At 29.6% G+C, this 14,982-nt stretch carries 17 protein-coding genes; 4 read left to right on the forward strand and 13 right to left on the reverse strand.

Annotated elements, in window-relative coordinates; translation table 11 throughout:
- Positions 1–13 precede the first annotated feature (13 nt).
- Together Q5I67_RS04975 and Q5I67_RS04980 are read right to left on the reverse strand one after the other, a co-directional pair.
- Complete coding sequence (locus Q5I67_RS04975) at positions 14–1,129, reverse strand: relaxase/mobilization nuclease domain-containing protein (RefSeq protein ID WP_302486550.1); 1,116 nt, start codon at positions 1,127–1,129, stop codon at positions 14–16.
- On the reverse strand, positions 1,081–1,410 hold the full coding sequence (locus Q5I67_RS04980; protein ID WP_296898551.1) for a plasmid mobilization protein: 330 nt from the start codon (positions 1,408–1,410) through the stop codon (positions 1,081–1,083). The genes Q5I67_RS04975 and Q5I67_RS04980 overlap by 49 nt, the downstream gene beginning before the upstream one ends.
- A 194-nt stretch (positions 1,411–1,604) precedes the next feature.
- Here Q5I67_RS04980 and Q5I67_RS04985 point away from each other — a divergent pair, with 194 nt between their 5' ends.
- The 3 genes from Q5I67_RS04985 to rlmB all read left to right on the forward strand — a co-directional run bounded on the left by Q5I67_RS04985 (position 1,605) and on the right by rlmB (position 4,279).
- Positions 1,605–2,522, forward strand: a complete 918-nt coding sequence (locus Q5I67_RS04985; protein ID WP_296898548.1) for an NAD(P)/FAD-dependent oxidoreductase — start codon at positions 1,605–1,607, stop codon at positions 2,520–2,522.
- Between the two features lie 176 nt (positions 2,523–2,698).
- Positions 2,699–3,385 (forward strand): FAD-dependent thymidylate synthase, encoded by a 687-nt coding sequence (gene thyX / locus Q5I67_RS04990; protein ID WP_296898554.1) that lies wholly within the window; start codon positions 2,699–2,701, stop codon positions 3,383–3,385.
- Positions 3,386–3,418: 33 nt separating this feature from the next.
- The gene (gene rlmB / locus Q5I67_RS04995) at positions 3,419–4,279 is read left to right on the forward strand and encodes a 23S rRNA (guanosine(2251)-2'-O)-methyltransferase RlmB (protein ID WP_296922380.1); all 861 of its coding nucleotides are present in this window, start codon (positions 3,419–3,421) and stop codon (positions 4,277–4,279) included.
- 80 nt (positions 4,280–4,359) lie between these two features.
- Here rlmB and Q5I67_RS05000 read toward each other — a convergent pair whose 3' ends face one another.
- Entirely contained in the window at positions 4,360–6,273 is a 1,914-nt protein-coding gene (locus Q5I67_RS05000) for an LTA synthase family protein (protein WP_302486551.1), read from the reverse strand.
- Positions 6,274–6,331: 58 nt separating this feature from the next.
- Positions 6,332–7,078, reverse strand: a complete 747-nt coding sequence (locus Q5I67_RS05005; protein ID WP_302486552.1) for a copper homeostasis protein CutC — start codon at positions 7,076–7,078, stop codon at positions 6,332–6,334.
- Between the two features lie 122 nt (positions 7,079–7,200).
- Here Q5I67_RS05005 and Q5I67_RS05010 point away from each other — a divergent pair, with 122 nt between their 5' ends.
- Positions 7,201–7,605, forward strand: coding sequence for a C-GCAxxG-C-C family (seleno)protein (locus Q5I67_RS05010; RefSeq protein ID WP_302486553.1), 405 nt, complete (start codon positions 7,201–7,203; stop codon positions 7,603–7,605).
- 45 nt (positions 7,606–7,650) lie between these two features.
- Here the strand turns inward: Q5I67_RS05010 and Q5I67_RS05015 are convergent, their stop codons facing one another.
- From Q5I67_RS05015 to Q5I67_RS05055, 9 genes are all read right to left on the reverse strand, one after another.
- A complete protein-coding gene (locus Q5I67_RS05015) occupies positions 7,651–8,523 on the reverse strand; it encodes a DUF5131 family protein (RefSeq protein ID WP_302486554.1) in 873 nt (290 codons plus the stop codon).
- Positions 8,524–8,638: 115 nt separating this feature from the next.
- On the reverse strand, positions 8,639–8,965 hold the full coding sequence (locus tag Q5I67_RS05020; protein WP_302486555.1) for a hypothetical protein: 327 nt from the start codon (positions 8,963–8,965) through the stop codon (positions 8,639–8,641).
- Between the two features lie 27 nt (positions 8,966–8,992).
- The gene (locus tag Q5I67_RS05025; RefSeq protein WP_302486556.1) at positions 8,993–10,699 is read right to left on the reverse strand and encodes a DUF262 domain-containing protein; all 1,707 of its coding nucleotides are present in this window, start codon (positions 10,697–10,699) and stop codon (positions 8,993–8,995) included.
- 157 nt (positions 10,700–10,856) lie between these two features.
- Positions 10,857–11,309 (reverse strand): N-acetyltransferase, encoded by a 453-nt coding sequence (locus tag Q5I67_RS05030; protein ID WP_296922362.1) that lies wholly within the window; start codon positions 11,307–11,309, stop codon positions 10,857–10,859.
- A gap of 26 nt (positions 11,310–11,335) precedes the next feature.
- A complete protein-coding gene (gene nth / locus Q5I67_RS05035; protein ID WP_296922359.1) occupies positions 11,336–11,974 on the reverse strand; it encodes an endonuclease III in 639 nt (212 codons plus the stop codon).
- Positions 11,975–12,067: 93 nt separating this feature from the next.
- Positions 12,068–12,913, reverse strand: a complete 846-nt coding sequence (locus Q5I67_RS05040) for a metal ABC transporter permease (RefSeq protein WP_302486557.1) — start codon at positions 12,911–12,913, stop codon at positions 12,068–12,070.
- On the reverse strand, positions 12,907–13,698 hold the full coding sequence (locus Q5I67_RS05045; RefSeq protein WP_302486558.1) for a metal ABC transporter ATP-binding protein: 792 nt from the start codon (positions 13,696–13,698) through the stop codon (positions 12,907–12,909). Before Q5I67_RS05045 ends, Q5I67_RS05040 begins: the two co-directional genes overlap by 7 nt.
- 95 nt (positions 13,699–13,793) lie before the next feature.
- Positions 13,794–13,955, reverse strand: a complete 162-nt coding sequence (gene rd, locus Q5I67_RS05050; RefSeq protein ID WP_296922351.1) for a rubredoxin — start codon at positions 13,953–13,955, stop codon at positions 13,794–13,796.
- A 161-nt stretch (positions 13,956–14,116) separates the two neighbouring features.
- Entirely contained in the window at positions 14,117–14,980 is an 864-nt protein-coding gene (locus Q5I67_RS05055) for a PHP domain-containing protein (RefSeq protein ID WP_302486559.1), read from the reverse strand.
- Between the last annotated feature and the right edge of the window lie 2 nt (positions 14,981–14,982).

A 14,982-nucleotide genomic window follows, 5' to 3' on the forward strand; every position in this document is an offset into this window, starting at 1 on the left:
AAGTAAAGCTCCTTTATGTTAAATTTTGTTCTATATATTGCAAACAATATATTTTATTTTTTACAAGTTTATAAATAGTATTATCATATAAATATCTATCTTGTTCTTGATTATAAAAAGCTCTACCTGTTTGTGTATCTTTTATTAACCAACCTTGTTTTTCCATAAATATATAAAACTCTACTTTAGTTTTTATATTTAATTTATTTATACTATCAATTGTTTTTATTAAATTCTCTATTAATTTATAAAATCCTTGTTTTTTTTCAGATAAATATATTTTTTTATCCAACTCACATTGAGTGATTTTTCCCACTATCATTTCAATATTACTACGTAGAATTTTATTATCATGAAAAGTTTTAGCTAAAGTTTTATCACTAACTTTTCTATTTTCATCAATATAATTAAAGATTAAATCTTTCTTTAAACGTTCATGTTCCAGTTTTATACCAACTTTTAATAATTCCTGTTCAAAATATTTAAAGTCTTTATTTCTACTTTTATTTAAAATATCTATTATTTTATCATAAACTGTTTTTTGCCATGTTAAATCTCTAAATTGTTTTCTTAAAAAACTATATTTTTTACGCATATTATATTCATGATTTTTGTTTTGAGCAAATATATCTCTTTCAATAACTGATAAATTATATTCTCTGCATAATTCATCAGAACTATATTTTAATTTTTCTAAAGTTTTATTGGCATGTATTTCTATGGTTTTACCTGTTATAGCATTCACTGAATTGATGATAAAGTGATTATGTATATGTTCTGTATCTAAGTGAGTACATATACATACTTCAAAACCATCTTGAGCAAAATTTTGCATTGCCCATTTTTTTCCTATTTCATGGGCTTTTTCTGGAGTTATTTCATTTGGCTTAAATGATTGCTGAAAATGTTTATACATTTCACTATTTCTATTATCTATTGCTTTTCGATATAATTCTTTTGTGGCGATCATTGTGTCATAAATATTTTTTAGTGAACCCCAACAATTCAATGAAGTCATTAATTTTTTTCCTGTTGGTGTGATTATTTTTTCTTCATTCGCAATATAATTTAGTGCTGCTTTTAAGCTTGATTTTGTTTTTCCTGCTTTAACGACTTTAATAATTGCCAAAATTCATCACATCCTTGTTGTATTTCTTGTAGAAGTTTTTCTGTATTTTCATCTTTTGTTTCTATTTTATTAGATAGTTCGTTTACTTTATTTCCTAGGTATTTTATTTGTGATATTGTTTGTTCTAGACTTGGAATTATGTATATTGGATTGTTGTTTATACAATCTATTACAAATTGAGTTTTTGAGAGTTGTGTTTGTTTAAGTTTTTGTTTTATTAGTTCATTTTGTTCGGGAGTTAATCTTATATTTAATTGTAGGCGAGGTGATTTTTTTTTCATTTTTCTTCCTTCTTTCGTCTAGACTTTTGCTAAGCTTGCTTCTTTTCTTATGTCCCTTTCTTTTACTATATATTATTGTTCTTTTTTCTGCAATATTTTTGTAGACATTTTGTTGTTTTTTATATTATAATTTAAGTAATGGATAATAATTATTATTTTATAAGGAATATTGATTTTATATTGTAGGTGATTTTATGTTAGATACTGTTATCATCGGCAGTGGGCCTGCTGGTCTTGCTGCTGCTATATATGCTTCTCGTGCTGCTTTAAATTATGTTGTTTTGGAAAAAGCAGGTTATAGTGGTGGTCAGATTGTCACTACTAATGATTTAGATAATTATCCTGGTATGCCTAATATTGATGGAGCTTCTTTTTCTATGGCACTTCAAGAACATGCTGAAAAATTAGGTGCTGAAATTAAAGAAGCTGAAGTAACTGCTATTAAACAAAACGAGGATAATACTTATACTATTGAAGTTAATGGACAAGAACCAATCTTGACTAAATCTGTAATTTTAGCTACTGGTGCTAATCCTCGCACTTTGGATATTCCTGGAGAACAGCAATATTTAAGCCGTGGTGTTTATTATTGTGCTACTTGTGATGGTGCTTTTTATCGCAATAAAACAACTGCTGTTATTGGTGGCGGAAATACTGCTCTTGAAGATGTTTTATTCCTTGCCAAAATCTGTGAAAAAGTTTATTTAATCCATCGTCGTGATGAATTACGTGGAGATAAACATTCTCAAGAGAAAATTTTTGCTATGCCAAATGTAGAATTTGTAAAATCTGCTTTGCCAAAATCTATCAAAGGGGATAAAAAAGTTTCTGCTATTGAAATTGAATATAAAAAGACTGGCGAAATTGTAGATATTCCTGTAGATGGAATTTTCGTGGCAGTGGGCATGATACCTAATAATCAACTAGTACCTGATTTTGTCAATACTGATGATGCTGGTTATGTTATTGCTGATGAAACAGGTAAAACAAATGCTAAAGGCTTCTTTGTAGCTGGTGATTTACGTACTAAAGATTTACGTCAAGTCTTAACTGCTGCTTCCGATGGTGCTAATGCTATTAAGTCTGTAACCGATTATTTAAACGAAATTTAATTCTATAATGAAAGAGCAATACTAATTATTAAATGTAAATTATTAGTATTGCTCTTTTTTACTACGCTTTATTTTTTTCAACTTATAAAAAGTTTTAAAACTAGTAGCTTGTGAAAAATTTTAAAACTAGTTATAATTAATTTACTTAATTTATATTAGGAGAGTGCTTTACTTTGATTAAAGTTAAACTTATGAAATATACTGCTGAGCCAGAACGTACTGTAGCTATGGCAGCTCGTCTTTGTTATTCTCCTGCTGGTGCAGAAGAGTTATCTGAAAAAATGACTGATGAACAAGTCACAAAACTTGTAGAAAAAATTATCAGCATGGGCCATGCTTCCACTATGGAACATGTTACTTTTACTTTTGCTATTGAGGGTATTTCTCGCGTACTCTCTCATCAATTAGTACGTCATCGCATTGCTTCTTACTCTCAACAATCTCAACGTTATGTAAGTGAACATGATTTTGAATATATCTTACCGCCATCAATCGCTGAAAATGATGAAGCTAAAGCAAAATTTGAAAATCTAATGCATACAATTCGCCAAACTTATGATGAATTAGTTGCTATGGATATTCCTAAAGAAGATGCTCGCTATGTTTTAGCTAATGCTACCGAAACAAAAGTCTTAGCAACATTTAATGCTCGTTCATTACTTAACTTCTTTTCTCTTCGTTGCTGTAATCGTGCTCAATGGGAAATTCGCCAAATGGCATATTTAATGCTCGCTGAAGTAAAAAAAGTAGCTCCTCTTTTATTTAAAAATGCAGGTGCAACTTGTGTTCGCACTGGTCGTTGCCCTGAAGGTGCTATGACTTGCGGTAAATTTAAAGAAATGCTCAAATTACGTGAAGAATAATTTATAAAATATTAATAAGAAATGGAGATTATCATGCGTCCAACAAAAAACAAACCTAAAAAAGATAAAAAAAATAAATTTGTAGTAAGTCCTCGTCCAAAGAAAAAAATTAATGATGTGCGTCAAGCCAGACCAAAAAAAATAGAAATTAGTGAAGATATTTTACTTGGTCGCAATGCTGTTCGCGAAGCTTTAAAAAGTGGCCGTTCTATCAATCGCATCTTGATCGCAGATAGTGCTCATGGTGGTTCTATGCCTGAAATCATGACACTCGCTAGAGAACGCCGTATCATTGTGCAAAATGTAAATACTGAAAAACTTGACCAAATCTGTGGCGGTCAACGTCATCAAGGTATTGCAGCTTATGCAGCTCCTGTTGATTATGTAGAACTCGATGATATTTTAAACCTCGCCAAAGAACGCAATGAAGATCCATTCATTATTTTATTAGATGAATTAGAAGATCCTCATAATCTCGGTGCTATCTTACGTACTGCTGACGCTGTTGGTGCTCACGGTATTTTAATTCCTAAACATCGCAGTTGCCCATTATCTTCTATCGTAGCCAAAACTTCTGCTGGAGCTTTAGAATATGTTCCTGTAGCTCGTATTGGTAATGTGGTACAAACTTTAGAAGAATTGAAACAAAAAGGCCTTTGGGTAGCTGGAGCAGACATGGACGGTACAGAAAATTATTATGACGCTAATATGACAGGCCCGCTCGTTTTAGTTATCGGCAGTGAAGGTCGCGGTGTTAGTCGTCTTACAAAAAATGCTTGCGACTTCATCGTCAAAATTCCAATGCGTGGCAAAGTAAATTCTTTAAATGCTTCTAATGCTGCTGCTATCTTAGCTTATGAAGTATTAAAACAACGTACTTTAAAACAAAACTAATTTAAATTAATATCTCGATAATATATAAAAATAGCCATTTTCTTTTTATTATTTTATAACTAAGAAAATGGCTATTTGCTTTATTTAATTGTATTACCGTTTATACTTCTCCACCAAGAGATTGTTCTATATGCTTTTAAAGTTTGTTCTACTTCTACAGGTTCATTCCCATCTAATTTACCAATCTGCTTATTTGTTATCCAAATACCATCATTAAAGCCTACATTTGAACCTCTTGTTAAAGCTTTACCTAAACTATAATATTCAAAACCTTGTGGGGCTATTAATTCAAATACCGTTGCCCCAATATTAATATGACCGCCAGCCACTTCATCTGATAATGTATTTTTCGTAATACCATTACCATAGATAATACATGGTACAGTATATCGATTAAATAATGTAGGTTTCGCTTCTATATTTGTTCTATCAGCATGATCGCCAGTAATCACAAATAGATTTTCTTTAGGATATATTGTTTCAATATCTTTAACAAAATTGCCAATCACTTTATCTGTATACCAATAATGACCTAATTTATTCAATAAATCTTCATTATTTTGCACATCTACAGGTAATTTAGCTCGTACTTCTTCTTTTGGAAAACCTGCTTTTGCTAAATCTACACTATAAGGAGCATGATTTGATACAGATAAAATCACATATACTGTAGGTTCATCATTTTGAACTACTTCTTGTTTTAATTTGTCAAAGATAAATTCATCATCACATCCCCACACATTACCTGATGGATATTGATAATCTGATGCACAATGGAATTCATCAAAACCTTGTGCCAAAGCAAAATCCTTTATTCTCTCCCAACCACTAAAACCAGCATACCAAAACTGTGTTTTATATCCTAATTTTTTTATCTGTGGTGCAAAAGATGTTGCATATACCTGCTTATATGACTCATATTGATGATTAGGATATATATTCACATCAGATAAACCACAAATAATAGCATTTACTGCCATAGGTGTAAATGCACCATTAGGCATGAAATTATGTGTATATGTTGCATTATCTTTTTGCATAATAGCTCGCATATTTTCGCCTAATTGCAAATTTGCATATTCATCTAATAATGGCCATTGAGCAAAACTTTCACCAATTATAATAAATATATGCTGTTTTTTATCAATTATATTACCATGAGCTTGATATACTAAATTACTATCAATTTGACTTAAGTCTTGTTTTTGCAAACGATAAGCATCACTATTTTTCGCTAAAAATTCTACATTTTGGACGATATTTTCCTTATATACGCCATAAATCACGCCATTATCAATGCGTTTTTTAATAGAATATCCTCGATAAATTGCCTGCATATCATCTAAAATTATCTCATTAAGAAAAGTATCCTTCGTCTTTGCACAATTTTCCCAATGAATAGATTTTGCATATGAAAAACTAGCACCAAAGCGTACAAATAAAGCAAAAACTAAAGTAAATACTATCACTGATATTTTAAATACAAGACTTTTTTCAAATTTAAAAGATTTTTTTATCCACTGCCAAGCAAGATACTTTTTCAAGATATACACGACTATAGCTGTAAATAAAATAATGATTACTGTGCCTTCCAATAAATGATATTGCTCTATCATTGTATAAAATAAAGCTTTTACATCATCATTTACAGCATTAAATACCATTTCATTAAAATTAGTATGAAATTCCCTATAATAAAAATATTTTGCTACAAATAAAAAATTCAATATAAATAAAAATATTGCTGATAATCCCAATCTCAATTTATCTAAATGCTTATTTATCAACCAACCTATTAATGTAACAAAAATAAATGTAAATAGCATAAGTACACCTGCTGTTTTTAAGCTAATTCTCGCCCCATAATAGATAGTCAACAAAATATCATTTAAATTTATATCACCAGCATAACTTTTCATCGTTATCAATGAAATTACACGCAATAAATTTAAATATAACCAAACAAAAATAAATAACTTGAAATCTTTCTTCAAATTATAATTAAAACTCTCCCATTTTAACTGCAAAATCATTCTCCTAACTTACAAAAAATTATTCATTAACAGCTTTAATTAAATTTCTCACTAAATTTTCATCTACATAATCATAACAAGCTTTATTTTCACCTTGAGCAAATGCATAATTTACAAAATCGCCAAAAGTCGTTTTATCTTCTTGCCAAGCCCTACAAGATGAATGTATCTGCTTTACTTTTGTATATTCTATTAAATCTTTTACATTATCTTTATTAATACCACTACCTGCTAAAATCTCTATTTTTGCTCCTACTGTTTCTTGTAAATTTCTAATAATTTCTTTTCCTTCTACAGCTGTTGCTTTCAGTCCACTAGTTAATACTCTATCTACCTTTAATCTTATTAATTCATTTATTGCTGTTTTGTCATCTTTTACACAATCAAAGGCTCTGTGAAATACTGCAATTTTATCATATAAATGTACTAAATCTACCATTTTTTGTGTACATTCTAAATCAATTGTTCTATCTTCAGTTAAAAAGCCAAAAGCCAATCCATCAGCTCCATATTCTAATAAATCTTTTGCTTCAGCAAAAATCTGCTTTTTTTCTAAATCACTATAACAAAAACCTGCTCCTCTTGGTCTTACCATACAAATTACCCTTAATTTAGTATGTTTTTTTACCAATTTCAAAGTAGATATACTGGGCGTTAATCCGCCTAAATGTAATGCCGAATTTAATTCTATTCTTTCAGCTCCTCCATTATAAGCATTGATAGCATCTTCATAACTCCCACAACAAATTTCAACTATTTTTTTCATAGTTTTACCTCTCTTATTTGATATGTTTATTATATACCATTTTGCTAGTATTTAAAAATATATGCTATAATACTAAATTATATATCTTTAATATTTTATAAAAGGAGACTAAGAATTATATTATGTTAAAAGACATAGCAGAAAAATATTACATACAAGGTTATAATTGTGCCGAAAGCCTTACTCGTGCAGGCAATGAATATTACAATTTACATCTTGACGACAAAGCTTTAAAAATGACAGGAGCATTTGGTGGTGGCCTTCAAGTTGGTGATATTTGTGGTGCTTTAAGTGGTTCAGCATGTGTTATTTCCAGCAAATATATCGAAACTAAAGCTCATGAAACTGATGATTTAAAACCTCTAATGTTAAACTTTGTCAGAGCTTTCCAAGCTCATTTTTCTTCTAGACTCTGCTGTCAAATTAAAGCAAAATTTTTCTCTAAAGAAGTTCACTGCTTAAATACAGTAAAAGCTACTGCTGAAATCCTTGAACAGGTTTTAACTGAATACGAAAAAAATCATTAATTTAAAAAACCTAATCTCTTGTTATTTAAGGGATTAGGTTTTTTATTAACAATTTTCTTTACAATTACTACAACCATTACAAATAAGTTTACTAGCACATTCATTGCATTTTAGCTTGAAACTTCTTTTATACAATTTTTCTTTATCTAATAATCTTCCAAATTGATCGTATAATTTAAATACTATTTCTTTGCCTTGATAATTCATTTTAGATCTAAAAGCCATTTTACTTTGCAAATCCTTTGAAGGTAAATTATATATTTTTTTATCCTTCATAAAAACTGTTCCTGTTTCCATAAAACAAAATGTAATATTTGATGTTACGCATTCTTGTCGCAAGTTTTTCACCCAATCAAAATCACAAACTCTAGCTCCATTATAATTTTCCCCGCCACAAATCACTTGCTCAATTTCTCCATTTTTTAAATATTTTGCTATACTTACATTCTCTAAAAATGGAGCAACTATTATACCTTTATGTTTAAATGGCAAATTCAATAATATAGGTATTCTCTCATCTGCACGCTTTTGATTTTCACAAGTTACATGCAAAAACACATTTTCCCAACCATCGCCCCAATTTTTAGGTAAACATGCTCTTATTCTTTCTGCTCTTTTTGTTATCAATATAAATATAACATCACTTCTAGCTTTTATTATTCTCCATGCTTCTTCTCGCCACTCATCAGCTTCTTTTAAGAAAAAATCTGATGTCATACAAACCCTTATTTGTTCACCACTTTTTATCTTATATTCGCCTTGTCTATTTTTAGCTAATGGATAATAAAAATTTGCCTTTACTTTATAGATGTAGGCTCCACTATTACCTCTTATCTTATCTAGATAATACATATAACAATTTTTACAGCCTTCACTATATTTAAGACAACCATGCCATGGGTTCCATATATCGTGCATTTTTTCACCTCCTAAAAATTAAACAAGCTTTAAAATCAATAATCTAAAGCTTGTTTAAATATTTAAAATCCATTACTATTTTCTCTATATGCCTTTTTGTGTGCCCAATAATAATTTATAAGTTCTTTAACTCTAATTCTAATTTATTGATTTTATCATTTAATGTCGATTTTAATTCATTGATTTTTTCTTTATCAATTATAGAATCATCTTCATTTTCTTCTTGTCGCATAAATTCTCCATTGATAAAATCATCATCACTTGACTCAACTAAATTATCTATTTCTAACTCTAAATTATTTATCTTTTCGTCTAGCATAGATTTTATCTGTTCAATCTCTTCTTTAGTATATGCTGTTTCCTCTTCAATTATAAAATCCACATGATGATTTTCTTCCAGATATAGTTCTAATTCGCCATCAGTTATTTTTTTATCTAACATAAAACACAACCAACCCCTATTAACAATTTAAAATTCTGGATATTGCCATATTTTTAAAATTATATCCGTCAATATATTCGTTCTTCGTTGAATAGCCTTTTTATCCCATACATCAAATTGAGCAATACTTTCATTTAATTTCAAATGACTATGTTTAAATCCACTTTCACAATTCACTTTTTCGTCAAAAGATTTATTGCTCATTTCTGCATTATAACCTGTTAGCGTTAAATTACCTAAAGTATGCAAATACAGACTATGCACCTCTTGCCAATCTTCACCTAACATTTTTTGCCATGATAGATTATGTTCTATATTTTGAGGCATAATATGTTCTATAGTATAATTTGCTGTATTTAAATCAATGGGCTCTTTATGATAATAATTTTCTAACACTTCTAATAAATATTTACGCAAGCGGAAATGATATATATCCTTCGTTTGCAATTTTTCTCGTACCTCATAATCAGACGGAAATCGCTTATAACTTGATTTAAATACAAAAGCTTTAATTACACTATTAGCACAATCTTTTTTATTTACTTCTTGATATAAAGTAGCAAAAGTTTTACTAAGTGAATTGGTCGGTATTTCACAAATAGCTCTTCGCCATAGATAACTCATCACCACTTGCAAAATCCTTATAAAATCATTTTTAGTTAACATCTGCTTACTATAGTCATCATACAATCTAAGCAAAAATGGATATGCCACATGACTATCTAATTTTTTTAATTCTCGCCAATAAAATTTTAAGTCATCATCTTTTTCTTGCAATAAATCAATACAAGCATAATATTTCGCATACGTAAATAATTCTTTTAATATAGCAAATTTTTCGCAATTATTATCTAAATAATAACGCTTAAAATTCTCATATACATTATTTATCTTACAAATATGTCCTGTATCATTTTTTAAAGTCAAAAAATCACGAATAAAATAATCAAATTTATTTAAATCATTTTTATAAATATCTTCACCGAATAATTCTTCCATCGGTTTCCAATATGTCTTATACAATAAATTTTGCTTTTCTGGTGTTAAATCCATCAACAAATAATTACGCAATAGATCCGTCTGTGATAAATCTTTACCTGTGGAATTCATACTTTCAAAAATCATCTGGGGATTATCACTATCTTTATCCAAAGAAATTGAGACTAAACTCAATTTGAAAATTCCTGTATAAATATCATCTATTTGTCCATGTTGTTTTACATATTCTTCTATCTGGGCATAAAAAAATTCATAACATTTAATGATATTCATAGCAGGCTTATTCACTGTAAATAATGTATCATCTACCAATTTTATATACGTTTCTTTATCTTGCACATTCAATAATAATTTGTATCTATCTTCATCTACTTCATCACTATTATATAAAAATTGATTTTTTATTTTTGCTAAATTAATAAATTTTGTTTTCAAATCAAATTTTTGTACATAATCTTTTATCGCACATAATAAAATAGAAATTGTCGTCAAACGTTGTTGACCATCAATCAATAATAATTGTTGAGGTCTTCCCGCTGGTGTTCCCATATCAATATACACAATAGAGCCAATAAAATGATTTTGTTTTTCTTTAAATTTACTAGCACGCAAAATATCCAACCATAATTGTTCATATTGGCTTTTTTGCCAACTATAATTTCTCTGAAAAATAGGCACGATGAATTGACGAGATGTATTTAATAATTTATTTAATGTTGTTTCTCCAGCTTGCAAAAAATCATCTCCTGAAATATTAATAAAAATATATCTAATTAAAATTATGTATTAAACTATCAATATTATTATCTTAATTTTATCCTAATACCTATTTTTTATAAAGACAAAAAAATAAAGCTGACTAATATAATAAGCCAGCTTTTTATCCAATATATTAAATATACATCTCCATGGCGATTTCATCACAATTTGGGAATTTCGGACAATCGATGCAATCCTTCCAAACTTTTTGAGGTAAATCATCTTTTGTCACTACTTTAAATCCTAAACTACCAAAGAATTTATCTTGATATGTTAAGGTAAATACCTTCCTTATACCTAAATCTTTTCCTTCTTCTATGAGATGTTTTACAATATTTGCACCAATATGACGACGTAAAGCTTTTTTCGCTACTGCTAAAGTGCGGACTTCTGCCAATTCATCCCAAACTATATGCAGACCTCCTACACCTAGTATTTCGCCATTTTCTTCAGCAACATACATATCTCTCAAAGTTTCATATAAAGTATTTCGTGAACGTGCTAACATTACTCCTTCTTGAGCATATAAATTTACTAAATTGTATATTTCTTCAACATCGTTAAATGTAGCTTTACGATAAATCATCAAAACATCTCCTCAATATAATTATATCAAGCTTTCAATAATGCAGAAGGGCAAATATCTTTGAGTGGACACTCTCCACATAAAGGATTTCTTGCTCTACAAAGTTTACGACCATGCCATATAAGCCAATGATGTGCATCTGACCATTTTTCCATCGGTATTGCTTTTTGCAATCCTTTTTCTACTTCATTTGGAGTACTACCTTCAGCTAATTTCAAACGATTAGATACTCTAAATACATGCGTATCCACAGCTATAGCAGGACGATTAAAGGCAATACTAGAAACAACATTTGCCGTTTTTCTGCCTACACCTGGCAGTTTCAATAACTCTTCAAATTGCTCTGGAACTTCACCATTATAATCACTACATAATTTATGACAAGTAGCTATTATATTTTTTGCTTTATTTCTAAATAGTCCACAATCACGAATTTCTTCTTCTAAAGCAGTAACACCCATCTCCAAAATCTTTTCTGGAGTATTGGCCTTGGCAAATAAACGAGCTGTAGTTATATTCACACGTTTATCCGTACACTGTGCTGATAATATAACTGCAATCAATAATTCAAAAGGATTATTAAAAATCAAGGCTGGCTTAGCATCTTTATATGTCGTTTCTAAAATCTCTAACATTTCATCTTTTATTTTTTTAGTTATTTTCATAAAAACCTCATTTTTATACATTAAAGTAAACTTGTAAACCTAAGTATAACACAATCAAAATATTAAATCTAGTACAATCATAAACTTAATCGATCAATTTTGAAAATATGGTCGCAAAAATAATGTAACAAAAAATATAATCGCTGCAAAAATAGCAATAGTTGCCCCAGTTGCAATATCAGCATAATAAGAAATCACAAGTCCCAAAATTCCTGCACAAATGGCAAAACAAATAGATAAAGCATGATATTGTCTAGCATTAACTGCTATATTTCTGGCAGCAGCTGCTGGTAAAATCAATAGAGAATTTATAATCAATAATCCTACCCATTGAATGCTTATGGAAACTACAACAGCTACAATAGCAGCAAAAATCATTTCAATATATAAAGTCTTAATACCTCTACTAGCAGCAAAACCATCATTTATACTAATTATTAATATTTGATTAAACAACAAACACCACGCAATGACCACAACAATAAAAGTTATGAATAAATATGCAAGTTCATTAGCTGTAATACTTAAAATATCACCAATAAAATAAGAAGTATAATTATTAAAACTGCCACCATGTGACATCAAGATAAGACCTATAGCTATACCAGCCGAAGAAAAAACACCAATAATTGTATCTGTAGAAGCACTACTGCGATGTTTTATATAAGTGATCAATGCTGCAAATATTATCGAAAATACAATCAATGAAATAAGCGGTTCACCACTACCTAACAATACACCAACAGCTACCCCAGTAAAAGCTCCATGACCTAAAGAATCAGAGAAAAACGCCATGCGATTGCTGACAACCATAGTGCTTAAAATGCCCAAAAGTGGAGTAATCATCAACACAGCCAAAAAGGCATTTTTCATAAATATATGATTTGTCCACGCAAAAGGTAAAATCACATCTAAGCAATTGTAAATAATATCTAACATACTTCGTCCTCCTCTTCTAATGGAGCCACGATATTTCCAAATAAAGTCTTTGTTTCTTTGCGATTAAATACTTCCTGTGGACTACCTTTACAAATCACTTTTTTATTTAATAAAACGACTTGATCAGCATATTGGGCTACAAGTGGTAAATCATGTGAAATCAAAACGATTGCCATATCTTCTTTTTCTCTAAGTTCAGAAACAATCTCATAAAATAATTTCAAACCATTATGGTCTACCCCAGATACGGGCTCATCTAATAACAATAAATCTGGCATAGGATTCAAAGCTAGAGATAACAATACACGTTGCATTTCACCGCCAGACAAAGCTCCTAATCTTCTATCTATCAAATGTTCAGCTTTTACCCTACGCAAACTTTCTAATACCTTTGGTCTTAGTTTTTTCATACTGCAAAGCCATACAGGATATTTTGATAAACACGCTGCGAAAAAATCCATTACACTAGTAGGTGAAGTACGATCAAATCGCAAATATTGAGGAACATATCCTATGATTGGATTTCCCGTGTGCTTTCCTTTAGCATCTACATAATGCAATTTTCCACTATGCGGTACTTGCCCTAAAATACATTTTAATAAAGTTGATTTTCCAGCTCCATTTGGCCCGATCAAAGCAGTTAATTGCCCACAATGAATATGCATATTCACATCAGTAAAAATTTCTGTATCACCCGCATGAGCTGAAAAATTTTCGATTTTTGTACAACAAAGTTTACTGCAATCTTCAGATGAAGCATTATGATGATATTTTCTTTTAAACAAAATTACACCTCACAAATACATAAACTAAATAACGCAGTATACCAAATATAAAAATTGGCAATACTGCGTTAATGTCTTAATTTTATAAAATTTAATTAAGCTTCTTCTTCGAATTGGTCTTTACCAACACCGCATAATGGGCATACGAAATCTTCTGGTAAATCTTCAAATGCTACACCAGGAGCTAAATCGTAATCTGGATCTCCAAGTTCTTCATCATAAACCCAACCACATACAGTGCAAACCCATTTTTTCATAATTAATAGCCTCCAATATATCTTATTTCTTTTAGCCTTTTTATACTAGGCATCAATTCGTTTTCATATTACACTTATATAATATAATTAATACATCTCTTTGTCAACTATTAATATTAATTATTATCCACAAATAATTATATTTTAAATATTTATTAAAATCAACGATTTAAGCGTTTACAGATATTTTGATAAAACTCATAAGGAATATTTAAATTATTATTCGTTCCACTACCTAATTCTACAGATGGTCTATTACCACCATGAAAATCAGTTCCACCCGTTGGCAATAAATCATATTTTTTAATTAAATAATGAGCAAATTTCTCATCATCTTCAGTATAATTAGGATAATATGCTTCCATACCATCTAATCCAATTTCATGTAAATATTTTATATTTGCTTCTTGTTCTTCTCTTGTATAATTTTTAAATCCTATTTTTTTATGAAAATGAGCTAAAGATGTAACAGCCCCAGCTTTTTTCATAGCTTGGATTGCATCTTCTGCCTTTGGATTTTCTGTTATCTTCAAATTCAAATTATTAAAAGCAGGGTCAATGTATCTATCCCATAAATACTGAATATCGCCGGCTTTTGATTTATCAGATACTAAATAACGCAAAATAGCATATTTATCCAATGCTCCTCCAGCAATAAAAGGCTCTACCTTCGCTACTGAAATATCTAGACCTTGTTTTTGTAAATAATCAATAACAGATACTATTGATGATTGTTTTTTCTGTCTTAATTCATGATAAAAATCTTTAAAAGCTGTACTTTCTTCATCAAAACCTAAAGCTACTACATGGATTTGATGATCATTATAATTTAAACTTAATTCCATACCATGAATAAATTCTACACCATATTTTTCAGCACTTTCTTGAGCTTCTTTATTTCCATATATAGTATCATGGTCAGTCAAAGCCATTGCCTTTAGTCCTTTGTCTTTAGCCAATTTTATCAATTGACTAGGAGTATACGTTCCATCAGACATTGTAGAGTGTACATGTAAATCAATCACAC

The organism is uncultured Megamonas sp. (genome assembly GCF_958438645.1).
In the GTDB taxonomy this organism is placed as follows: domain Bacteria; phylum Bacillota; class Negativicutes; order Selenomonadales; family Selenomonadaceae; genus Megamonas.